The organism is Gallibacterium genomosp. 2 (assembly GCF_000771895.1).
Taxonomy (GTDB): Bacteria; Pseudomonadota; Gammaproteobacteria; order Enterobacterales; family Pasteurellaceae; genus Gallibacterium.
Genome location: NZ_JPXY01000017.1, coordinates 26480 through 51059, shown reverse-complemented (window position 1 = coordinate 51059; position 24580 = coordinate 26480). Strand labels below are relative to the sequence as shown.

Genomic DNA, 24580 nt, shown 5'->3' with positions numbered 1-24580 from the left:
AAATTATGTATGAAAAATATTAATCCAACTTCAACAAAAGCGTGGCAAGCATTGTTGCAACATCAAAAAGCACAAAAAGATGTCACTATTCAACAATTGTTTGCACAGCAACCGGATCGTTTTGATCGTTATTCATTAAAATTCAATGATGATATTTTAGTCGATTTTTCTAAGAACCGTTTCACTGATGAAACTTTAACTTTATTGCGCCAACTTATTGATGAAACTGCTGTTAAAGACGCAATTGAAAGTATGTTCAACGGTGAAAAGATCAACCGTACTGAAAATCGTGCGGTGTTGCATACTGCATTGCGTAACCGTAGCAATACCCCGGTTTATGTGGATGGCAAAGATGTGATGCCGGAGGTAAATGCAGTATTGGCAAAAATGAAATCTTTCTGTGAGCGTGTGATTTCTGGAGAATGGAAAGGTTATAGCGGTAAAGCGATCACAGATGTGATTAATATCGGGATCGGCGGTTCAGATTTAGGGCCTTATATGGTCACTGAAGCGTTAAGACCATATAAAAATCACCTTACAATGCACTTTGTTTCCAATGTTGACGGCACTCATATTGCTGAAACATTGAAGAAAGTTGATCCGGAAACCACCTTAGTGTTGGTGGCATCAAAAACCTTTACCACACAGGAAACAATGACCAACGCACATTCGGCGCGTGAATGGTTTTTGGCAAAAGCGAAAGATGAAGCGCATATCGCAAAACATTTCGCAGCATTATCGACCAATGCAAAAGCGGTAGCGGAATTTGGTATTGATATCGACAATATGTTTGAGTTCTGGGATTGGGTTGGCGGACGTTATTCTCTTTGGTCTGCCATCGGTTTATCGATCGCACTTTCTATTGGTTTTGATAATTTTGAAGCGTTATTAAGCGGCGCACACGAAATGGATAAACATTTCAGAAATACAGCGGTAGAGAAAAATATTCCAATGACATTAGCGTTAATCGGTTTATGGAATACTAATTTCTTAGGCGCGCAGACAGAGGCGATCTTGCCATATGATCAGTATATGCACCGCTTTGCTGCCTATTTCCAACAAGGCAATATGGAATCTAACGGTAAATATGTCGATCGCAACGGCAATCCGGTCGATTATCAAACCGGTCCGATTATTTGGGGTGAACCGGGTACTAACGGTCAACACGCGTTTTATCAATTAATTCACCAAGGAACAACCTTGATTCCTTGTGATTTTATTGCTCCAGCAAAAACACATAATCCGTTAGGCGATCATCATCTTAAATTGCTTTCTAACTTCTTTGCACAAACCGAAGCATTGGCTTTTGGTAAAACAAAAGAAGAAGTGGAAGCGGAATTTGTGAAAGCGGGTAAAAACCTTGCAGATGTACAGCACATTGTGCCGTTTAAAGTCTTTACCGGCAACAAACCGACAAACTCTATTTTGGTGAGTGAAATTACACCATTTACATTAGGTGCATTGATTGCGATGTATGAACACAAAATCTTTGTACAAGGTGTTATCTTTAATATCTTCACTTTCGACCAATGGGGTGTGGAATTGGGTAAACAGTTGGCAAACCGTATTCTTCCGGAATTGGTGGGCGATGAAAAAGTGTCTTCCCACGACAGTTCAACCAATGGCTTAATTAATCAATATAAAGCGTGGCGTTAATATAGTCAGGCAGATTGAAGATTCGGAAAAGGCTTCGTCAAATTGGCGAAGCTTTTTTGTTTCTATTGACAGTCGTTTCTGATACACTTCGGCAATTTATAATAAAGCTTAGAATGAGCCGGGCTAATATGAACTTATCTGTTAAGAACAATTTAAAAAATTTTTTATTAATTGGAATATATAGTGTTATTTTACTTTTTAGCGAAATTTTATATAGAAATATATTTTCTATTCCCTCATTAACACGCTATTTTGAAAGTTATATTATTATATTTATTTTAGTATCTCTATTTTTCTTTTCTAAATATAGAATAACAAAGTTCTTAATCGCTTTTTTCTATTTTTTATGTGTTGTTGTTAATAATGTCCATTTTCAAATATATCAAAGTTGGATCAATGGAACTAATTATTTTTTAATGCTAAAAGAACTTTCTGAAGTCACTCATGCAGGTATGGGGATGTATGAGAAATGGTTTGGAAGTATGATCTGGGGAGTGGTTGATGTTTCTATATTTATCTCAATTTCCTATTTTAGAAAGAATAAGAGTAAATATGCAATTACCGATATTTTATTTTTGTTATCGATGATTTATATTTTTATTCGTTCTTTCTATACTAGTCAGGAACTGGGGATTTCTCCAAGCTCTAATTATTCAAGGATTAAAGCAAATTACTTTTCATTTGGCTATTTTATAGGTAGGGTATTACCGTATAATGTTCTTAAATTATCAGATATTCCGGAATATATTTACCCACAACCACCTATTAGCACAGAACCTAAAATTAAAAATATTGTGTTTATTATGGGAGAAAGTGAAGCCGCTTCTCACCTCTCTTATTTTGGTTATGATAGGGATACCACGCCATTTTTGAAAGAGTTGTCAAAACAACATCCAGATGCGGTTATTATGAAAACTTATTCAGCTGCATTTATGACAGCAGTTTCATTGCCAATATTATTTAATGCAATTCCTCATCCAAACGGAATGAACCAAATTATGAGAGGAGATACTAATTTATTTAATTTAGCCAAACAACAAAATTATCAAACTTATTTTTATTCTAGTCAGCCTGAGAATCAGATGATGATTATGAATTTAATTGGCAGAAAATGGATTGATATATTACGTTTCCCTACAGATGAAGGTTATAAAATCTCTGAATTAATGCCTGATAAAAATTTATTACCTCATTTATTTTCCTTAAATTTAGATAAAGGTAATAATTTTGTAGTATTACACCAGCGAGGTTCTCACAGTGTATATGGTGAAGCATTAACAGAAGATGAAAAAATATTTAAGGGAAAAACTCAGTTAGATGAGTATGATAATACAATTTTTAATACTGATAAAATTATTCAACAAACATATCATTATTTAAGTCAACGTGAAAAAGATGATTGGATATTAATTTATACTTCCGATCATGGACAAAATGTCACATCAAAAATACAAAATCAAGGAACACAAGCGACAGATAATTATGTTGTTCCATTGGTGATTTATTCTCCAAATAGAGAGATACAACAAAAGGTAAAAACAGTTTTCCAAAAATGTGAAATTGCTTTCCATCAACAGTTAGCTACTTTATTGATAGATTTGATGGGATATGATATGCCGATAGCCGGTTGTTCTTATGGCACAGTGACCGGAAACTTTATCACTGGGGATGTGGGGTATTTAAATATTAATGCGGATGGTCGTTCAGAGTATGTTTATCCTAAGCGAGGAGGGATTAAAAATTAAGCAACTCTTCTTTTTTAACAAAATTTTGTGAACTACAACAAATAATTGAAGATTGCTGCAAGACAAATTATGGTGAAGACATTATGATTAGAACATTGTTAATCATCGCTGCTATTAAGGAGTTTGTATGCAAAACTGGAGTGAAGAAATGTGGCACATTTTGTTAATTGGTTTGATTGCCGGCTTTTTTATTGGTTATTTGGTGGCTCGTTTTACCAACGGTAGCGTACGCAAACAAAAACAGGTCGAGCAGCAACTGCAACAAGCGAATGAAACCATCGCTGAACAGAAACAACAGCTTGAACAGCATTTCACTGAAGCGTCTGATTTAATGAAAAATTTAGCGCAAGATTATCACAAGTTGTATCAACATTTTGCGGCGACCTCTACCGCGTTGTTACCAAATTTGGATAAGGCGGTATTTACAGCAGTTGAAGAGGAGTCTTCAGTAAAAAATCTCAATCTCAAGGAACAACCGAAAGATTATTCTGAAGGTTCATCCGGTCTTTTTAAGCAAGAGAGTTAAATTTTTGTTTTAACCGTTTTAAATTTTTGGTTTAACGGTTTTAAAGTTTAGGTTTACTTTTTTTAAGAAAACCTAAACTTTTAATTTATAAAAGCAAACGTTTGCTTTATACTTATGCCCTCAAAAAATCTCATCTTTTTAATCATTAACAAAGGAAAAAATGATGCAACAACAACGTCCTATTCAACGTGCGTTAATTAGTGTTTCGGATAAAACCGGTATTGTCGAATTTGCCAAAGGTTTGATTGATCGTGGCGTACAAATTTTATCAACAGGCGGTACAGCAAAATTATTAGAAAAAAACGGTTTGGCAGTGACGGAAGTTTCTGATTATACACAGTTTCCTGAAATGATGGATGGACGTGTTAAAACATTACATCCAAAGGTTCACGGCGGTATTTTAGGGCGTCGCGGCATTGATGATGAAGTGATGGCGCAACATCAAATTGATCCGATTGATATGGTGGTGGTTAATTTATATCCATTTGCACAAACAGTTGCCAGAGCAGACTGCACTTTAGAATTAGCAGTAGAAAATATTGATATTGGTGGGCCGACAATGGTTCGTTCCGCCGCGAAGAATCATAAAGATGTTGCGATTGTTGTGAATAATAGCGATTTTGATGCGATCTTGGCGGAAATGGATCAAAATCAAAATAGTTTAACGTTTGAAACCCGTTTTGATTTAGCGATTAAAGCATTTGAACATACCGCACAATATGATGCGATGATTGCAAATTATTTTGGTCGTTTAGTCAAACCTTACCAAGCCGCAGATGAACAGGAATTAGCAGAACCTTGTGGGCAGTTTCCTCGCACATTAAATCTTAACTTTATTCGTAAGCAAACAATGCGCTACGGCGAAAACTCGCATCAAAACGCCGCTTTTTATGTGGAAAAAGAGTTGAAAGAGGCAAGTGTTTCGACAGCAACGCAATTACAAGGAAAAGCGCTTTCTTATAATAATATTGCAGATACTGATGCGGCATTGGAATGTGTAAAAGAGTTTTCAGAACCAGCCTGTGTTATTGTAAAACACGCTAATCCATGTGGCGTGGCTTTAGGCAAAGATTTATTAGAAGCCTATAATCGTGCGTATCAAACCGATCCAACTTCTGCTTTTGGAGGCATTATTGCATTTAATCGCGAGTTAGATGCAGAAACTGCGAAAGCGATTATTGATCGTCAATTTGTAGAAGTTATTATTGCGCCGATTATTTCTGCTACAGCAAAAGAAGTGCTTAAATCGAAGAAAAATGTTCGTGTTTTAGAATGTGGGGAATGGCAGCAACGTCAGCCACGTTTAGATTTTAAACGTGTAAATGGTGGTTTATTAGTTCAAGAAGCTGATCTGGGTATGGTTGAGTTAGCTGATTTGAAAGTTGTAAGTAAACGTCAACCAACACCACAAGAATTGCAAGATCTCTTATTCTGCTGGAAAGTAGCTAAATATGTGAAATCAAATGCGATTGTTTATGCGAAGAATAATCAAACAATTGGTATTGGGGCTGGTCAAATGAGCCGTGTTTATTCTGCAAAAATAGCTGGCATTAAAGCAGAAGATGAAGGATTAGAAGTTAAAGGCACTGTAATGGCATCCGATGCGTTCTTCCCATTCCGTGATGGTATTGATGCTGCTGCGAAAGTCGGTGTAACTTGTGTTATTCACCCAGGTGGTTCAATCCGTGATCAAGAAGTGATTGATGCCGCGGATGAACATAATATGGTGATGGTATTAACAGGTATGCGTCATTTTAGACACTAATTGAGGATTGCTAGATGAAAATTTTAATTATTGGAAATGGCGGACGTGAACACGCTTTAACCTGGAAAGTAGCACAATCACCATTAGTGGATAAGGTTTATGTTGCCCCTGGAAATGTTGGTACGGCACAAGAAGCAAAAGTTGAAAATGTTGCTATTAGTACAACCGATATTACGGCGTTAGTGGAGTTTGCTAAACAGCACCAAATTGATTTAACGATTGTTGGTCCAGAAGCACCATTAGTTATTGGCGTGGTTGATGCATTTCGTGCGGAAGGTTTAAAGATTTTTGGCCCAACCAAAGCAGCAGCACAATTAGAAGGTTCAAAAGCTTTTACTAAGAATTTTTTAGCTCGTCATCATATTCCAACAGCAGAATATCAAACTTTTACTCAAGTTGAACCTGCATTAGCTTATTTGCAAAAAAAAGGTGCACCAATCGTGATTAAAGCAGATGGTTTAGCAGCTGGTAAAGGCGTAATTGTTGCTATGACATTAGCTGAAGCGGAAGCTGCAGTGAAAGATATGCTTTCTGGCAATGCGTTTGGTGAAGCGGGAAGTCGTGTGGTAATTGAAGAGTACCTTGACGGTGAAGAAGCTAGTTTTATTGTGATGGTCGATGGTAAAAATGTTGAACCAATGGCAACTAGTCAGGATCACAAACGGGTCGGTGAAGGTGATACCGGTTTGAATACTGGCGGTATGGGGGCATATTCTCCAGCACCAGTGGTAACGCCAGAAATACATCAACGTATTATGCAGGAAGTGATCTATCCTACGGTAAATGGAATGGCATCTGAAAATAATGTCTACACCGGTTTTCTTTATGCCGGTTTGATGATTATGCCTAATGGTCAACCTAAAGTGATCGAGTTTAATTGCCGTTTTGGTGATCCGGAAACGCAACCGATTATGATGCGTTTGCAATCAGATCTAGTAGAACTATGTTTGGCAGCGTGTGATGGAAAATTAGATCAAGTGAAATCAAAATGGTGTGAACAAGTGGCGCTAGGTATTGTGTTGGCAGCGGAGGGCTATCCTAGTACACCAAGAAAAGGAGATGTGATTCGTGGTTTGGATGTGCCAACAGAATCGGACAAAAAAGTTTTCTATGCAGGCGTTGTTAAACAGGAGAATGAAATTGTTACCAATGGAGGTCGTGTTTTATGTGTGACTGCATTGGGTGATACAGTGCTTGAATCACAGCAAAAAGCAGTATGTTTAGCAGAATCTATTCATTGGAGTGGGCGTTTTTATCGCCATGATATTGGTTGGCGTGCTATTAAACGAGAACAGGTCTAATGTATTGGTTAAATGATCAAATTTAACCATATTTTATTTTTCGCTGATCAATATGAATAAAATTCATCAAAGAAATGAAAAAATTAATTTTAGATTTTTATGACAATAGTATCGATAAAAAGCTAAACTAAACGGGATGAGACCACCATTTAATTTAAGAGGAAATTTAAATGCTTAAAAGAAGTATGAACATCGCAGATTATGATAAAGAGTTATGGGATGCTATTTGTAACGAAGATCGTCGTCAGGAAGAACATATTGAATTAATTGCTTCCGAAAACTATGCGAGCCCACGTGTGATGCAAGCGCAAGGTTCGCAACTTACTAACAAATATGCAGAAGGTTATCCGGGTAAACGTTATTATGGTGGCTGTGAGTATGTTGATATTGTTGAACAATTAGCAATTGATCGTGCTAAAGCATTATTTGGTGCGGATTATGCCAACGTGCAGCCACACTCAGGTTCACAGGCAAATGCTGCGGTTTACATGGCATTGGCTGAACCGGGTGATACTATTTTAGGAATGAGCTTGGCTCATGGTGGTCACTTAACTCACGGTGCGGCGGTGAGCTTTTCAGGTAAGATTTATCACGCAGAACAATACGGTATTACCGATGACGGTGTAATTGATTATGACGCATTACGTGAACAAGCATTGCGCGTTAAACCGAAAGTGATTGTTGGCGGTTTTTCAGCCTATTCTCAAGTTGTTGATTGGAAAAAAATGCGTGAAATCGCCGATGAAGTCGGTGCTTATCTTTTTGTTGATATGGCACACGTTGCAGGATTAATTGCTGCTGGTGTCTATCCAAATCCATTGGAATATGCACACGTTGTTACTACTACTACTCATAAAACATTGGCAGGTCCACGTGGAGGTTTGATTTTAGCTAAAGGCGGTAACGAAGAGTTATATAAAAAATTAAACAGTGCTGTATTTCCAGCAGGGCAAGGTGGTCCATTAATGCACGTAATTGCAGCGAAAGCTGTTTGTTTTAAAGAGGCAATGGAACCCGAATTTAAAGCTTATCAACAACAAGTAGTGAAAAATGCGAAAGCAATGGTAGAAGTGTTTAAACAGCGTGGCTATAACGTGGTATCTAATGGTACAGAAAACCATTTATTCCTTGTTGATTTAGTTAGTCACGGTTTAACCGGTAAAGCTGCCGATGCTGCATTAGGCAAAGCCAATATTACTGTTAATAAAAATGCAGTGCCAAATGATCCTAAGAGTCCATTCGTCACTTCCGGTATTCGTGTCGGTACACCTTCCGTCACTCGTCGTGGCTTCCAAGAAGAAGATGTTAAAGCATTGGCAGGTTGGATGTGTGATGTACTTGATGCCGTAGGCAAAGAAAACGAAGAAGAAGTTATTGCTGCAACAAAAGAAAAAGTGCTGGAAATCTGTAAACGTTTACCGGTTTATGCATAAGTCTTAGAAAATCTAGTATTAAAAAATCCTTTTTCTTTATGAAAAAGGATTTTTATTAACGTTTTGTTTTATTTATGTTTTATTTTTGTTTAATTTTTGATATTTTATAGGTGAACAATAGTTAATAGGAGAGTTTATGTTAATTTTTTAAGATTTTCTCCTAATATAAAGTCCGCTTTTCTTTGTATTTCATTGCAATGTACCTTGAGGTTCAAAAATGATAAATAAAACTTTATTATTATTTTATAGCAACCTTATTTTTTTCTATTTCAGTGATATGGCGTTGCTTATGATTATTTTGTGGTTTTCTTATCAAGTAACGCAATCTTCTTTATTATTGGCAGTTATTTTAGCGATCAGTGCAATTTTCCCATTAATCATTAGAAAGTTCATTAAAAAATGGGATTTATTGCATCTTTCATTGAGATCATTACTTAAACTTCGTATTCTGGTTTATCTTGCGATTGCACTTATTGTACCATTTTTTAGTCAACATATTTTTACTTTTCTTCTTATTTCTTTATGTTTTGGGCTGCTTAGTTTGACGTTATTAAGTACTTATGAGAGTGAAAATACAAAATTGGTTTTACGGGGAACGTTGAGTGCGGCTTTAGCAGCCAGATTAATGCAGACTGTTATTCAGGTCGGGGCATTTGCCGGAGCAATGATAGGCACAGTTTTATTAGATAAATTTTCTTTTGTGTCAACGATGTTATTAATTGCCATTCTGGATATTTCAATATGTTCCATTTATTATTTTTTAGTAAAACCTACTAACGGAAATATAGAAAAAAACTTACTGATACATAGTGAAAAAATAACTGCTAAACAAATTGTTTTGATTTGTATTACTTTGGGGGTTATCGGTTTACATATTTCAACGTTTAATCTTACTGCGCCGATATTTTTTCAGGAAGTTCATCATTGGCTGGCAAGCGATTTCGGCAGAGCAAGCGGTTTTGCCGGTATAGGGGCTTTTCTGGCAGTTTTTGTTCCTACCATAAGACAAAGATGGATTTTGCCTATTGGATTAATCTTTTTTGACCTTTTGTTCGTAATGAATACGACACTTTATTTAATGCCGATTTTCTGTTTTTTGCTAGGATTTCATATTAATAGTTTACGTATTTTTCTGCGTGAGAAATTAATTCTTTTAGCAGAGAATGATCAGCAAGCATCTTATTTAGGTGGATTAAGTGCGTCTTATTATACTTTATTTCAATCAATTGGTAGTTTAATTATCGGTATTGTCATCAGTAAACAATTTGGTTTGGTGAGCTTGGCACAATGGGGGTTACCGTTTGTAGCGGTATTACTGTTAATTTCTTTTTTAATAATGGGAGCTTATGATGAATAATGTCATTTTAATTGTTGATCCATTTTCTACTGGGAAATTATACGCCCCTATTTTTAAGCAGAAAGGATTTGACTGTTATGCGGTCTTTTCCGGTGAAAATATTGCTTCATTTTATTTATCCTCTTTCAATATGAGAGATTTTAGTAATCAACAGCCACTTACACCACAACAGGCAAAACAGCAGTTTTCTCCATCGCAAATTCGAGCAGTGGTGATTGGATCTGAAAGTGGTGTAATTGTCGGCGAAGCGTTGGCAGACTATTTTGGTGTGAATAGCAATGATATATCCGATTCGGAGCTGAGAAGAAATAAATTTAAAATGCAACAGGCGTTATCTCAAGCAAATTTAAATGCAATAAAAACAATAAAAATAACCGAAAATAATAAAAATGTATCATTATTTGACAGTGAAAAAGGATATATTGTTAAACCTTTAAATTCGGCTGGCTCTGAAGATGTCGTATATTTAGTCAATAAAAATAAGGTTTTATTTGAAATCACGACTTTGAATTGGCATAAAAGAAATATTACTGGTGAAGTGAATAGTCACTATTTAATTCAAGAATATTTGGAAGGTATTGAATTTGTGGTGGATATGGTTGCATATCAAGGCAGTTACTTTGTTCTTTCATTATGTAGATATAAAAAGGGAATACACAATGGTAGTCGTTTTGTATATGAAAATATGACAATGTTATATTCGCAAGAAGGGGTATATCAAAATATTATTCAATATGCTAAAGCTGCCGCTGAGGCATTAGATTTTAAATTTGGACCTATTCATATGGAAATTATGTTGACAGCACGAGGTCCTGTTATGATTGAAGTAGGGGCAAGGTTACACGGAGGAATGGCCCCACAAATTTTTTCTCGTTGTTATCAACCACATTTGTTGGAAAGTGCTGTTTCAGCTTATTTAAGTCATCCAATATTGGAAGATGGTCATTTAATAAAACAGGCAAGAATTGTTTTTTTAATTAATGAAAAAATAAATTATAGGTTAGATAATGAAAAGTTTTTGCAAAAAATTTCGTTATGTCCCTCCTTTGTTGATGCCATATTTCCATACAAATCAGCTTCACCATTACCATTAACCGTTGATCTATTAAGTTGTGTCGGCTATATCAGTTTGGTTTCGGATAATTTATTACAAATTGAACGAGACGAGCGTTTAATTCGTCAGTTATTCAATGAGTTATTATATATAGAGTAAAACTTTATTGCATAAATATGCAGAAAATATTAATATATTTGCATTTTTAGCGTATCAAGTAGAGTTTAGCTCAATGACCATCAGCATTAAAAATGTAAACTTTTTTTATGGTTCCACCCAAGCATTATTCGATATCAATTTAACCGCAGAACAGGGCGACATTGTGGTATTGTTAGGTCCTAGTGGCGCAGGAAAAAGTACTTTTATTCGTACATTAAATTTATTGGAAGTTCCTAAAAGCGGTGAGTTGGTGATTGCCAATAATCGATTTGATCTTTCCACTAACAATGATCCTAAACAGATTCGTCAGTTACGGCAGGATGTTGGAATGGTATTTCAACAATACAATTTGTGGCCACATATGACAGTAATGCAGAATCTAATTGAAGCCCCGATGAAAGTGCTTAATCTGAATGAAGCAGAGGCAAAAGAGCAAGCATTTGGGTTGTTAAAGCGTTTACGTTTAGAGGCTCAAGCAGATCGCTTTCCACTTCATTTGTCTGGTGGACAGCAGCAACGTGTTGCCATTGCCAGAGCATTAATGATGAAGCCACAGGTTTTATTATTTGATGAACCAACAGCAGCATTGGATCCGGAAATTACCGCTCAAGTGGTTTCAATTATTCAAGAATTGCAACAAACTGGTATTACCCAGTTTATTGTGACTCATGAAGTAAATGTGGCGCGTAAAACCGCGACTAAAGTCGTGTATATGGAGCAAGGACACATTATTGAAGTTGGTGATGCCTCTTGTTTTGAAAATCCGAAAACACAACAATTTAAACAATATTTATCACACTAAATCCCATACAGGAGAAACAGAATGAAAAAAGTTTTATTAGCCAGTTTATTATTTGGTACAGCAGTAGCAGCAAATGCACAAACCATTACTTTTGCGATGGAACCGACTTATCCACCGTTTGAAAATACCAATGAAAAAGGTGAGATTGTTGGTTTTGATGTTGATGTTGCCAATGCGATTTGTAAAGAGATCAAGGCGGATTGCAAATTCAGCAGCCAATCTTTTGATAGTTTAATTGCAGGTCTAAAATTTAAACGTTTTGATGCTGCTATTTCGGCAATAGACATTACACCAGAACGTGCAAAACAGGTGAGTTTTTCTGATCCGTACTATGATAGTTCTGCTAGCTTTGTGGCAGCAAAAGAGGGCATTACTTTAGAAAATGCGAAAAACGTAGGTGTACAGAATGGAACAACATTCCAACAATATGTTGCTGCAAAAGCAAAACAGTACGATAGTAAACCGTATTCCACCTTGCAAAATGCGATTCTTGATTTAAAAAATGGCCGTATTGATATTATCTTTGGTGATACTGCAGTATTGGCTGAATGGATTAAAAGTGATAAAGCGGTGCATTTTGTAGGCGATAAAGTGACTGATCCGGAATATTTCGGTACAGGTTTAGGCATTGCCGTTAATAAGAAAAATACTGAATTATTGGGTCAACTTAATCAAGGCTTGAAAGCGATTAAAGCAAACGGTGAATACCAAAAAATTTATGACAAATGGATGTCTGGTAAATAATTAATATGTTTTCAGATTTTATCAATTTAATGTTTTCCGCTACCCTGGTTACGCTGGGGTTAGCGGTTTGTTCTTTGATACTCGGATTGATTTTAGCCATTATTTTTGTGGTGTTGGAAACCAATAAAATCCGTTGTATCCGACAACCTACATCAATAATCGTAACCCTATTGCGCGGTTTACCTGAAATTCTGGTGGTGTTATTGATTTTCTTCGGTTCAACGCAAGTATTGTTTTTGTTGACGGAAGAGTATATCGAATTCAGTGCATTTTGGTGTGGATCAGTAGCGTTAGCGATTATTTTTGCCGCTTATGCTTCGCAGTCGTTGCGTGGTGCAATTCAGGCAATTCCGGTGGGGCAATGGGAATCCGGTGCGGCATTGGGGTTAAGTCGTGCCCAAACTTTTGTCCGTATTATTATGCCGCAAGTGTGGCGACACGCATTGCCGGGTTTGAGCAACCAGTGGTTGGTTCTGTTGAAAGATACTGCGTTGGTATCATTAATCGGTGTCGATGATTTAATGCGTCAGGCGGAATTGGTCAACGCCAGTACACACCAACCGTTCACTTGGTATGGCATCGCGGCGTTGCTTTATTTGGTGATTACACTAATCAGCCAAGCGGGTATTAGAAAATTGGATCTCTATTTTACGCGTTTTGAACGGGAGAAAAGCTAATGGTTCAAGAGTATTTTGTAACTATTGCTCAAGGGATTCCTACCAGTTTATTGCTAACCGTAGTTGCACTGGTTATCGCTTTCTTTTTAGCAATTTTATTTACGTTCCTATTGGCGTTGGGCAATCCAATTATTAAAAAAATCATTGGTGTCTACATTACTTTATTTACCGGAACACCGCTGTTGGTGCAAATTTTCCTAATTTATAGCGGTCCTGGTCAATTTCAATGGATTGTAGATGGTCCATTGTGGAGTCTGTTATCAAATGCTTGGTTCTGTGCGATGTTGGCATTGGCATTAAATAGTGCCGCCTATTCAACACAGCTCTTTTATGGTGCAGTCAAAGCGATTTCCAAAGGGCAGTGGGAAAGTTGTGCCGCCTTGGGGTTATCGCGTGCGCAAACGTTGAAGATCTTGATTCCATATGCCCTTAAACGCGCATTGCCGTCTTATACCAATGAAATTATTTTAGTTTTCAAAGGGACTTCGTTGGCATCCACCATTACCATTATGGATATTATGGGTTATGCGCGTCAGCTATACGGCACCGAATATAATGCACTGTTGATTTACGGCTTGGCAGGGGTGATATATCTAGTGATTACCGGTGTTGCCACCTATTTCTTGCGTAAGCTGGAGCAACGTGTGTTGGTATTTGAGCGTTTGGAAGTGGCCAAATAGAAATCAAAGCAAGTGAGATAAAAAACTTGGGTTCTGCCCAAGTTTTTTATTATCTGTGGTTAAAGTTGATTTTCAAACCAGCTTTCCAGAATAAGACAAGCTGAAATAGAATCGATTTTTCCTTTGTTTAATGCTCGGTAGCCGCCACGAGAAAAAATTTCGGCGCGCGCTTCAGTGGTGGTTAAACGTTCATCCTGCAAGGCAATTTTGACACCGAAACGACCGTTTAAACGGTTAGCGAATTTTCGCGCTCTTTGTGTAATTTCCTGTTCCGTGCCGTCCATATTCAGTGGTAAGCCGACAACTACCAAATCCGGTTTCCATTCATCAAGGCATTTTTTTATCGCATCCCAATTTGGAATGCCGTCTTGTGCTTTGAATGCCGGCAAGGCTTGAGCAGTTTGTGTAATGCTTTGTCCTACGGCACAGCCAATACTTTGTGTGCCGAAATCAAAAGCGATAACGGTTAAATTGGACATTATGCTCTCCCCATTTCGTGGCTTAATTCATAGCTTTGATTAATACCTAAAAGTTTATTTGCTGCTTGCCAACGTTGATCAAAAGGGAGCTTAAACAAAATATTGTAATCTGCCGGCACGGTTAACCAGTCGTTATTCTTGATTTCATCAGCGAGTTGTTCCGGTTGCCATAAAGCACAACCAAGAGCAATAAAATAATTTTTCGGCGCGTCTTCACTGTTTAATGACAATAAAATATCGGACGATGTTGTCAGCATTAAATCATCATTGATGGCAAACGAGTAGCGATAGTTTTTATTAGTGATGGTATGTAGTACAAACCCTTGTTCAATATTGACTGGACCGCCGGCGAAGATCATCTTTTCCGGATATTGAGGCTCGGTTGGCATTAGATGATTCATTTTTGCCATCATCTCTGCCAGGCTTAAATCGGTCGGCTGATTAATCACTAATCCCATTGAACCCTGCTCGTTATCTTCACAGATATAAACCACAGAGCGTTGGAAAAAAGGATCGTCTAAATCGGGCATTGCTACAAGAAATTGATTTTGTAATGTCATACTGTTCCTTAAAACTAAACTACAAATCACCAAAACAGATCTGTAATGCACTGATTGCAACGAGCGAAGCAGTTTCGGTACGCAAAACACGTTTGCCGAGCAACACTTCGGTGAAGCCTTGTTGAACAGTTTGTTCAATCTCCTGTTCAGATAAGCCACCCTCTGAGCCGATTAATAAACGCACACCAGCTGCAGGTGGTGGAGGCAGTTGCTTAATTGATTGTGAGGCACGCGGATGGAGATTTAATTTCAACATTCCATCATTTTCTGCGCACCAATCTTGCAATTTCATCAATGGGCGAATTTCCGGAATGATATTACGTCCGCACTGTTCACACGCTGCAATGGCGATTTTTCTCCACTGTTGTATCTTTTTTTCCATTCTCTCTGCATCTAATTTTACACCGCAACGTTCAGACCATAATGGTGTAATTGTTGTTACACCGAGTTCTACTGATTTTTGAATGGTAAACTCCATTCGTTCGCCACGTGAGATGACTTGCCCAAGCTGAATATTTAACGGTGATTCACGATCGTCAAGAATTGAATGTTGTAGTGCAACCGAAATCTGTTTTTTGTTGATTTCCGTAATTATGGCAGGATAAATATGATTACTGCCATCAAATAATTCAAGGGCTTCCCCCACTTTCATTCTTAAAACTCGCCCTACGTGGTGCATCGCCTCTTCAGTTAATTGGCATTGAGAGAGATGAGCTAAGGATGTTGGATGATAGATTCGCGGTATTCTCATAATCTGTTTTGATTTGTTGATAATAAAAACTGGGTTAATTATTAAATTAACGGTTATTGTAAAAAATTATCGCTTTTTTTGATATATCTCTAATGATTTTTAGTGATTTTTGCTATAGTAAGCGCCGTTATTTTTTTGAATATAATCAAGGAGAAAATTATGGCTCGTCGTCCTTTAGTTATGGGCAACTGGAAATTAAACGGTAGCAAGGTATTTACTAAGGAATTGATCAATGGTTTGAAAGCTGAATTAGCAGGCGTTGAAGGCTGTGATGTGGCAATTGCTCCACCAGTAATGTATTTAGCAGAAGCGGAAGCAGCATTAGCTGGTAGCAAAATTGCACTAGGTTCACAAAATGTTGATCTTAAACAGTCTGGTGCGTTTACCGGTGATATTTCTGCAACAATGTTAAAAGATTTCGGTGCAAAATATATTATTATCGGTCACTCTGAACGCCGCGCATATCACCACGAAAGCGATGAATTTATTGCGCAAAAATTTGCAGTATTAAAAGAGCAAGGGTTGGTGCCTGTACTTTGTATTGGTGAAAGCGAAGCTGAGAATGAAGCAGGAAAAACAGAAGAAGTTTGTGCAAGACAAATTGATGCAGTATTAAATACATTAGGTGCGGAAGCCTTTTTAGGTGCAGTTATTGCTTATGAACCAATTTGGGCAATTGGTACAGGAAAATCTGCTACTCCGGCACAGGCTCAAGCGGTGCACGCTTTTATTCGTAGCCATATTGCGAAGAAAGATGCAAAAGTTGCAGAACAAGTGATTTTACAATACGGCGGTTCTGTTAATGACGGTAATGCGGCAGAATTATTTGCAATGCAGGATATCGATGGCGCATTGGTTGGTGGTGCATCATTAAAAGCACCTGCATTTGCTACTATTGTTAAAGCAGCGGCAAAAGCAAAAAATTAATTGATTTTAGTATAAAAATTTGAATAGACCCTTTCACCAAGTAGAAGGGTCTTTTTGTTGCTTGTTTTTCATAACAAAAGATTACTGAATCTATATAACATATAGTTAAAAGTTATTTGCATTTCTTGATGAAATTTCATATTAATGCTCGGTAAATTTAGAACTCGAGAAAGGCTAATAAATATGAATATCCAGCAACTGATTACACAACACCACCTTGAATTGTTATTCCAACAGGGTACGTTTGGCATTGAGAAAGAGAGCCAACGTATTGATGAAAAAGGAAAAATTGTTACCACACCACATCCTAAAGTTTTTGGAAACCGCTCCTATCACCCTTATATTCAGACTGATTTTGCAGAAAGTCAGTTAGAATTAATTACGCCGCCACAGCATAGTGTTAAAGATGCTTATCGTTGGTTGTCTGCGATTCACGAAGTAGTGTTGCGATCTTTGCCGGAAAATGAATATCTTTCACCGTTCAGTATGCCGTTGGCGTTACCGCCGGAAAGTGAAATTAAAGTGGCGCAGCTGGATAATGCGGATGATGTCGCTTATCGTGAGCATTTAGTCGAGAGTTACGGTAAATACAAACAGATGATCAGCGGTATTCACTACAATTTCCAATTGGCGGATGATCTGATCGAAAAATTGTTCCAATTACAAAAAACATATCAGGATCCAATCATTTTTCGTAATGATCTTTATCTAAAACTAGGAAAAAATTTCTTACGTTATCAATGGCTGTTGCTCTATTTATTTGCCGCTTCACCCAGTGTTGAAAATGCTTTCTTTAGAAAAGGACAACAAATCCCTCAACAATTTGTTCGTAGCTTACGCTCTAGCTATTATGGTTATGTTAATCACGAAGAAATTAAAGTTTCCTATGAAAACTTGCATCAATATGTAGAAACGTTGGAACATTGGGTAAACAATGGGAAATTGATTGCAGAAAAAGAGTTTTATTCCAATATCCGTTTCCGTGGTGCGAAAAAACAGGTGAGAGAATTATTGGAAAAAGGTATTCGTTACCTAGAATTCCGTTTATTTGATCTTAATCCTTTTGCTCAATATGGCATTGAATTGGAAGACGCGGAATTTATTCACTATTTTATATTATTAATGTTATGGCTGGAAAATACAGCAGATCAACGTGATGTTGAAAAAGGACGGGAAATGCTAGCGGAAGTGGCATTGGAACATCCTCTATCAATTACAGCTTATCAACAAGAAGGATTGGCTTTACTTGATCAATTTGAGCAGATGTTAGCACAGTTAAACGCACCTGAATCGGTGAAACAAACTTTAAAACAAAAACAGCAGCAATTATTATCGCCAGAAATGACACTTTGTGGACGCCTAGTGCAAAATATGCAAAAACCGACAGACTATCATCAGTTAGGATTGGCATTAGCAAAACAGAATAAGGCAGCAGCGACAGCACGTTATTATGCATTAACTGCTTTTGACAATATGGAACTTTCAACGCAAGCACTGATATTTGACCTAATCCAACAGGGTATTAAAACTGAGATCTTAGATGAAAATGATCAGTTCCTCTGTTTACAAGTCGGTGATCATATTGAATATGTGAAAAACGGCAATATGACCTCAAAAGATAGCTATATTTCACCATTAATTATGGAAAATAAAGTGGTGACGAAAAAGGTGTTGGCGAAAGCCGGTTTTAATGTGCCACAAAGCCTTGAGTTTAGAAATGTTGAAGATGCGGTGCGTGCCTATCCGTTATTTGAACATCGTGCGGTGGTGATTAAACCAAAATCAACCAATTTCGGTTTGGGAATTACCATTTTTAAACAAGGCGTAGAAAATCGGGAAGATTTCCGCCAAGCGGTAGAAATCGCTTTCCGAGAAGATAAAGAGGTTATGATTGAAGATTATTTAGTCGGTACCGAATATCGTTTCTTTGTATTAGGCGATGAAACTTTAGCGGTATTGTTGCGTGAACCGGCAAATGTGCTTGGTGATGGACAACATACCGTTGCTGAATTGGTTGCAGCAAAAAATGAACACCCATTGCGCGGTGACGGCAGCCGTACGCCATTGAAGAAGATTACATTAGGCGATATTGAAAAATTACAGTTAAAAGAGCAGGGATTAACGGTTGATTCAGTACCGGAAAAGGGAAGAAAAGTGCAATTACGGGCGAACTCCAATATCAGCACCGGCGGTGACTCAATCGATATGACCGACTTAATGCATCCAAGTTATAAAGCGTTGGCGGTAGGCATTACCAAAGCAATGGGCGCAGCGGTTTGCGGCGTGGATTTGATTGTGCCTGATTACACTAAACCGGCAGAGCCTAAATTAAGTTCTTGGGGCGTGATTGAAGCCAATTTTAACCCAATGATGATGATGCACATTTTCCCCTATCAAGGGACTTCAAGACGCGTCACAAAAAATGTGATTAAGATGTTATTTCCAGAGTTGTTTTAATTGAGAATTAGGAATTGGGCATCAAGGCAAGATTGCAGATTGGTCTCAATTTGGTCACAAATTTAATAAATGCTTAATCTATTCCCTCTCACACTTGTAAAAAATCTTATTAGAATGAGGATTAGCAAGTGTGCGAGGGGCGTGAAACCTAAATAACTGTTAACAGAAAAATGCGCTAACAAAATCTAAAATTAGGCTCACTTAATATTAACGGTAACACCAAGCCAAAACCCGCCTTGCAAAGGTTTTCCATAACACAAATACTCCACAAAGCGCTAAAAACAGTAACGAATCAATGTTATAGGCTTTTAGTGATAGGTAATAATGAATTGCTGCTAAAACAACGACCAATAAGGATAATTGGTGTAGCGAAAACCAACGCTTACCTAATCTTCTTTTGATATAAGGAATTGAAGATAAGGCAATCAAAACCAACAGAATCATTGCAATAAAGCCAATTTGTAGATAGGTTCTACTCACGATTTCGCTAATAAAAAGTTGGAAATCAAAGCCTAGTTCTAACGCAAGATAACCAACAATGTGCAACGATAACCAAAATAATCCCCATAGCCCCAAACTGCGGTGTAGTGGGAGTAATATTGGTTGCCGTAAGCACTGCGTAATAATCCTAAAACTAAATAAGATTAATAAAAATAATAAGGCGGTATAGCCTAGAAAATGAATAATCTCTTTAATTGGATCAGTACCAAAGCTACTTACCAAATTAAAATTGATCGCATAGATAAGCCAAAGGAGAGGGATAACTCCTCCCAAATGAATACAATAACGCAAAATTTTAAATAACATCTTAGTAATTCTTGCTTAAATCCAGGTGAGAATATAAGTGAGCAACTTGTTCTTCATAACCATTAAACATTAATGTTGGCTGTCTTTTAATATCAAATAATCCACCAGACCCAATTACGCGTTCGGAGGCTTGTGACCAACGAGGATGATCTACTTTTGGATTGACATTGGCATAAAAACCATATTCATGTGGAGCGAGTTTTACCCAAGTGGTTAATGGGCGAGTTTCACTTAAGGTAATTTTGACAATGGATTTAATACTCTTAAACCCGTATTTCCAAGGTACAACTAAGCGAATCGGCGCGCCACTTTGTGGTGCTAAGGTTTTACCATATAGCCCGACAGACATCAGCGTTAGTGGATTCATTGCTTCTTCAATCGTCAATCCCTCGATATAAGGGTAATCAATATTACCACCGAAGAAAGGATTTTTTTGCCCTGGCATCTGCTCTGGATCATACAGCGTTTCGAAGACAACATATTTTGCTTTACTAGTAGGAGCAACAGCTTTTAATAAAGAGGAGAGTGGGAAACCAATCCAAGGAATAACCATTGACCAAGCCTCGACACAACGGAAACGGTAGATTCGCTCTTCTAATGGAAATTTAGTGAGGAGATCTTGGTGATCTAAGATAAGTGGTTTCTCAACTTCACCACCAATTTCTAATTGCCAAGGATCCGTTTTGAAATCTTTTGCGTAGTGTGCGGGCGATCCTTTTTCAACACCAAATTCATAAAAATTATTATAACCAATCACTTTTTCTTCAGGCGTTAATGGCAATGTATTTTCTGCTTGGGTAGAAAAATCTAATGCGATACGGCGATCGATTTTATCTTCTGCATAACTTAGTTTAGGCAGTAATGGCGTAATACTTGCTCCCCCTAATAAAGCAATTAGTTGGCGACGTTTTTTAAAAATATGTTCAGGAGTAACATCGTGTTCAGTGAGTTTCATATACTATCCTTAATAATAAATAAAAGTAATTAATTAACCGATATTCAGATTGGCATTTTTAGTAGAAGTTCCTGATGAATTGGAAAAGTTTATAGATTGCTGTAATAGGTAAGATAAAAGGGAATTTATTGCTCACCAGAAAAACGCTATACTACCAACACTTTTATGTAACCACTGAGGTGGAACTTGACCACAACAATTTCAGAAGTTTTTACGTTAGAACCACAAGATAATGCACGATTGCAATCACTTTGTGGACCATTTGATGAACATATCTCATTAATTGAAAAGCAGTTTAACCTAATTATCTCTCGCCGTAATTTTACGTTTACCTTAGAGTCAGCAGACGAAGAAAGTAAACCTCATCACGCACAGTTGTTGAAAAATGTGGCAAAGCTCATTCAACGTTTATATGTCGAAACGGCAATGGTAAAAGGCAAAGTGAATGAACTCGATCTTGAGCAAATTCATTTAGCAATCCAGGAAAGCAGAATGTTGCTGCAACAGGTTGATACCGTTGAAGATGATGAAGCTAAAGTCTTTAGTACCACGATCAAAACTAAGCGTGGTGTGATCAAACCACGTGGCAAAAATCAGATCCAATATTTACATAATATTTTGCGTCATGATATTAGCTTTGGGATTGGACCTGCGGGAACGGGGAAAACCTTTTTAGCGGTGGCTGCAGCAGTTGAAGCACTAGAAAAACAGCAAGTACGCCGTTTATTATTAACTCGTCCAGCGGTGGAAGCAGGTGAAAAATTGGGTTTTTTACCAGGGGATTTAACACAAAAAATCGATCCTTATTTGCGACCATTATATGATGCACTTTTTGAAATGCTTGGTTTTGAAAAAGTGCAGAAGTTGATGGAACGTAATGTGATTGAAATCGCACCGTTGGCATATATGCGTGGCCGTACTTTGAATGATGCTTTTATTATTTTAGATGAAAGTCAAAACACGACTATTGAACAGATGAAAATGTTTTTGACTCGTATCGGGTTTAATTCTAAAGCGGTGATCACCGGCGATATTACTCAGGTTGATTTACCTCGTGGACAAAAATCCGGTTTACGGCACGCTATTGAAGTGTTAAGCAATGTAGACGATTTAAGTTTTAATTATTTTAAGAGTGAAGATATTGTGCGTCATCCAGTGGTGGCAAAAGTAGTACAGGCGTATGAAAAATGGGATGAGGAGGAACAATTACGCCGTAAAGAGATTGCGGAACAACGTCGTCAGGCAAAATTAGAGGAACAACAAAATGACGAATAATGCTGAAATGCTAGTAGATCTACAAATTGCCAGTGAAGATCAAAGCAATTTACCGACATTACAACAATTCACTTATTGGGCAACACAGGCGGTTAAACCGCAGCAAAATAATGTAGAAATAACAATTCGGATCGTGGATGAGGAAGAAAGCCATCATTTGAATTTTACTTATCGAAACAAAGATCGTCCGACTAATGTGCTTTCGTTCCCGTTTGAAGTGCCAGAAGGCATTGAGTTGCCGTTATTGGGAGATTTGGTGATTTGTCGTCAAGTGGTTGAAAAAGAAGCACAGGAACAGCAAATTTCTTTAGAAGCTCATTATGCACATTTGACCGTACACGGCTGTTTACACCTGTTGGGCTATGATCATATTGAAGATGATGAAGCTGAAGAAATGGAAAATTTGGAAACAGAGATTATGCTGTCAATGGGATATGCTGATCCTTATGTAAGTGAGAAAATCTAAGTGCAAGATTTTTCTCGTCAAATTATTATTTTTTCCGGGTCATCACACTGGAAAATAGAACAACAGCTCAAGATTATTCAACATTATCAACATTATCACGGTGTATATTGCGGTTATCAGCTACCGCAATATACTCAGGATTCTCTTTCTTGTTATGCTTTTCAACAAAGTCGCAATATATTAGGACAAGAATTTCAATTTGCTATTTTTGATGCGACAGTGGAAAAAGATATTGCATTCCATTTGGATAGTTTATTGATCTTATCAGCAACATTACAGGCTGGCGGTGCTTTATTTCTTTTCATACCTGAATGGCACAAGCTGGATGAATGTATCGATTTTGATAGTGAACGTTGGAACAACGGTCAACGACCGCATACCGTGCCACATTTTATGAATTGGTTTAAACAAACTGTTGCTTGGCAACAAATTGTTGTTTATCAAGAAAATGGAAGTGAAATCATACTTCCACAGCTGACTTCCGCTAATTGGCATATACCACCTTCTGCTATAAAGCATCAACAAGCAGTATTGATGCAGCTAGCTCAACGACCCAATGGCATTCTATTATTATCTGCTCGCCGTGGACGAGGTAAATCAGCTTTGCTTGGTCAATTAATTCAGCAACAGTCACAAACAGCAAATATTTTAATTACTGCTGCGAATAAAAAAGCAGTAACAACTGTTGCCAAATTTGCTTTACCTCAGAAATTGAATTTTATTGCACCAGATGAGCTACTACAAAAAATTAAACAAAAACAGTTCAATAATAACGCATTTTTAATTGTTGACGAGGCTGCAATGTTGCCATTGTCAAGTCTTGCATTATTTTCCAATGCCTTCAGCAAAGTGCTGTTGACAAGCACCAGTGAAGGTTATGAGGGATCAGGCAAAGGCTTTATCTTGAAGTTACAAGGATATTTAAAGCGAAAAATTCACTTTTTTGATTTAGACATTCCGTTACGCTGGCAGCAGAATGATCGACTTGAACAATGGATGGATCAATTAGCATTAGTAGCTCAAAACATCTCCAATATCCCTTATCAAAATAGTAAACCGAAATTTAATGTTTATAATACTTTGCCGATCAATTTTCCATTTGCTGAACTATATCAATTACTCAACTTGTCTCATTACCGCACTTCACCTACTGATTTACGTCGTTTAATGGATGGTACTAATCAATATTTTATAACGGTAGAAATAGCGGAACATATTATTGGTGCAGTATGGTGTTTAGAAGAGGGGGGTTTTTGTGATGAAAAACTAGTTGAACAAATTCGGTTAGGTTATCGTCGTCCAAAAGGAAATTTGGTTGCTCAAGCTTTGTGTTTTCAAACCAATTTATCACAAGCCTTAACATTACGTTCAGTACGTATTTCGCGGATTGCGGTGCTACCTCAATATCAACGGCAAACCTTAGGAACGCAGTTGATTCAGCAATGTGTCCAGAAGTATTGCCATAACTTTGATTATCTTTCCGTCAGTTTCGGTTTTGAAAGGTCATTATTGCGATTTTGGAAAGAATTAGGTTTTCAATTAAGTGCTGTTAGTGTTAAGCCGGAAGCAAGCAGTGGTAATTACAGCGTAATGATGATTTATCCGTTATCTACTGCTGGTACAGTTTTTTGTCAACAGGCAGTGAATCGTTTCCAACGCGATTTTATATTAAGTGAACATCCATTATTAACAAAACTTGATTCACAAGTAGAAACAGATTGGCATTTAAATTCAGAAGATTGGCAGTTTATTGATGAATTTATTCAATATCAACGCACTTTAGCAGTAAGTTATGCTGCTTTACGTCGATTATTTCACCATTATCCAAATGACAATCTAGAAAAACAGTTGAAACAATTTAAAAGCTTATTTTTTACACAAAAAAAACTAAAATCAACAATTTTTAAACAACAACTTGAGCATTTTTTAGCTAATAAAAATAAAAAAATTTAGTTTTATATTAAGAAGAAAAGCTAGAGAATAAAATTAATCTTTTTATATTTA

22 protein-coding genes are annotated in these 24580 nt (G+C 37.1%); 17 read left to right on the top strand and 5 right to left on the bottom strand.

The window, feature by feature from the left end:
• Positions 1-9: 9 nt before the first annotated feature.
• The 12 genes from pgi to artM all read left to right on the top strand — a co-directional run bounded on the left by pgi (position 10) and on the right by artM (position 13899).
• The gene (gene pgi / locus P375_RS03885) at positions 10-1656 is read left to right on the top strand and encodes a glucose-6-phosphate isomerase (protein WP_039134562.1); all 1647 of its coding nucleotides are present in this window, start codon (positions 10-12) and stop codon (positions 1654-1656) included.
• Positions 1657-1670: 14 nt separating this feature from the next.
• Positions 1671-3401 carry a phosphoethanolamine transferase gene (locus P375_RS03880; protein WP_230588735.1) on the top strand — a complete coding sequence of 577 codons (1731 nt, stop codon included), beginning with the start codon at positions 1671-1673 and terminating at the stop codon, positions 3399-3401.
• 127 nt (positions 3402-3528) lie between these two features.
• Positions 3529-3927: a YhcB family protein gene (locus P375_RS03875; protein WP_013745512.1), complete on the top strand. Its 399-nt coding sequence runs from the start codon at positions 3529-3531 to the stop codon at positions 3925-3927.
• Positions 3928-4090: 163 nt separating this feature from the next.
• The gene (purH, locus tag P375_RS03870) at positions 4091-5692 is read left to right on the top strand and encodes a bifunctional phosphoribosylaminoimidazolecarboxamide formyltransferase/IMP cyclohydrolase (protein WP_039134559.1); all 1602 of its coding nucleotides are present in this window, start codon (positions 4091-4093) and stop codon (positions 5690-5692) included.
• Positions 5693-5706: 14 nt separating this feature from the next.
• Positions 5707-6993, top strand: coding sequence for a phosphoribosylamine--glycine ligase (gene purD, locus P375_RS03865; protein ID WP_039134557.1), 1287 nt, complete (start codon positions 5707-5709; stop codon positions 6991-6993).
• A 170-nt stretch (positions 6994-7163) separates the two neighbouring features.
• Positions 7164-8426 (top strand): serine hydroxymethyltransferase, encoded by a 1263-nt coding sequence (glyA, locus tag P375_RS03860; RefSeq protein ID WP_039134555.1) that lies wholly within the window; start codon positions 7164-7166, stop codon positions 8424-8426.
• A 217-nt stretch (positions 8427-8643) separates the two neighbouring features.
• Positions 8644-9783: a hypothetical protein gene (locus P375_RS03855; protein WP_039134553.1), complete on the top strand. Its 1140-nt coding sequence runs from the start codon at positions 8644-8646 to the stop codon at positions 9781-9783.
• Complete coding sequence (locus tag P375_RS03850; protein ID WP_052121787.1) at positions 9776-10996, top strand: ATP-grasp domain-containing protein; 1221 nt, start codon at positions 9776-9778, stop codon at positions 10994-10996. Before P375_RS03855 ends, P375_RS03850 begins: the two co-directional genes overlap by 8 nt.
• Positions 10997-11069: 73 nt before the next feature.
• Positions 11070-11798: an arginine ABC transporter ATP-binding protein ArtP gene (artP, locus tag P375_RS03845; RefSeq protein WP_039134742.1), complete on the top strand. Its 729-nt coding sequence runs from the start codon at positions 11070-11072 to the stop codon at positions 11796-11798.
• 21 nt (positions 11799-11819) lie between these two features.
• Complete coding sequence (locus tag P375_RS03840) at positions 11820-12542, top strand: arginine ABC transporter substrate-binding protein (protein WP_039134550.1); 723 nt, start codon at positions 11820-11822, stop codon at positions 12540-12542.
• A 5-nt stretch (positions 12543-12547) separates the two neighbouring features.
• Positions 12548-13219 (top strand): arginine ABC transporter permease ArtQ, encoded by a 672-nt coding sequence (gene artQ / locus P375_RS03835; RefSeq protein WP_013745503.1) that lies wholly within the window; start codon positions 12548-12550, stop codon positions 13217-13219.
• Complete coding sequence (artM, locus tag P375_RS03830; RefSeq protein ID WP_013745502.1) at positions 13219-13899, top strand: arginine ABC transporter permease ArtM; 681 nt, start codon at positions 13219-13221, stop codon at positions 13897-13899. Before artQ ends, artM begins: the two co-directional genes overlap by 1 nt.
• A 59-nt stretch (positions 13900-13958) precedes the next feature.
• Here artM and ruvX read toward each other — a convergent pair whose 3' ends face one another.
• The 3 genes from ruvX to rsmE are packed head-to-tail and all read right to left on the bottom strand — an operon-like array spanning position 13959 to position 15689.
• Entirely contained in the window at positions 13959-14378 is a 420-nt protein-coding gene (ruvX, locus tag P375_RS03825) for a Holliday junction resolvase RuvX (RefSeq protein ID WP_013745501.1), read from the bottom strand.
• Complete coding sequence (locus P375_RS03820; protein WP_039134546.1) at positions 14378-14938, bottom strand: YqgE/AlgH family protein; 561 nt, start codon at positions 14936-14938, stop codon at positions 14378-14380. The genes ruvX and P375_RS03820 overlap by 1 nt, the downstream gene beginning before the upstream one ends.
• A 19-nt stretch (positions 14939-14957) precedes the next feature.
• The gene (rsmE, locus tag P375_RS03815; protein ID WP_039134544.1) at positions 14958-15689 is read right to left on the bottom strand and encodes a 16S rRNA (uracil(1498)-N(3))-methyltransferase; all 732 of its coding nucleotides are present in this window, start codon (positions 15687-15689) and stop codon (positions 14958-14960) included.
• Between the two features lie 159 nt (positions 15690-15848).
• On the opposite strand from rsmE, the gene tpiA reads away from it, so the two are divergent.
• Both tpiA and gshAB read left to right on the top strand, forming a co-directional pair.
• Complete coding sequence (gene tpiA / locus P375_RS03810) at positions 15849-16616, top strand: triose-phosphate isomerase (protein ID WP_039134541.1); 768 nt, start codon at positions 15849-15851, stop codon at positions 16614-16616.
• A 183-nt stretch (positions 16617-16799) separates the two neighbouring features.
• Positions 16800-19073, top strand: coding sequence for a bifunctional glutamate--cysteine ligase GshA/glutathione synthetase GshB (gene gshAB / locus P375_RS03805; protein WP_039134540.1), 2274 nt, complete (start codon positions 16800-16802; stop codon positions 19071-19073).
• Between the two features lie 207 nt (positions 19074-19280).
• On the opposite strand, the gene P375_RS03800 is transcribed toward gshAB, so the two are convergent.
• On the bottom strand, positions 19281-19880 hold the full coding sequence (locus P375_RS03800; protein WP_039083182.1) for a protein-methionine-sulfoxide reductase heme-binding subunit MsrQ: 600 nt from the start codon (positions 19878-19880) through the stop codon (positions 19281-19283).
• A 1-nt stretch (position 19881) separates the two neighbouring features.
• Positions 19882-20835 (bottom strand): protein-methionine-sulfoxide reductase catalytic subunit MsrP, encoded by a 954-nt coding sequence (gene msrP, locus P375_RS03795; RefSeq protein ID WP_039083184.1) that lies wholly within the window; start codon positions 20833-20835, stop codon positions 19882-19884.
• A gap of 186 nt (positions 20836-21021) precedes the next feature.
• On the opposite strand from msrP, the gene P375_RS03790 reads away from it, so the two are divergent.
• The 3 genes from P375_RS03790 to P375_RS03780 are packed head-to-tail and all read left to right on the top strand — an operon-like array spanning position 21022 to position 24529.
• Positions 21022-22110, top strand: coding sequence for a PhoH family protein (locus P375_RS03790; RefSeq protein WP_039134538.1), 1089 nt, complete (start codon positions 21022-21024; stop codon positions 22108-22110).
• Positions 22100-22576 carry an rRNA maturation RNase YbeY gene (ybeY, locus tag P375_RS03785; protein ID WP_245176416.1) on the top strand — a complete coding sequence of 159 codons (477 nt, stop codon included), beginning with the start codon at positions 22100-22102 and terminating at the stop codon, positions 22574-22576. The genes P375_RS03790 and ybeY overlap by 11 nt, the downstream gene beginning before the upstream one ends.
• The gene (locus P375_RS03780; protein WP_039134537.1) at positions 22577-24529 is read left to right on the top strand and encodes a GNAT family N-acetyltransferase; all 1953 of its coding nucleotides are present in this window, start codon (positions 22577-22579) and stop codon (positions 24527-24529) included.
• The last annotated feature ends 51 nt before the right edge of the window (positions 24530-24580 follow it).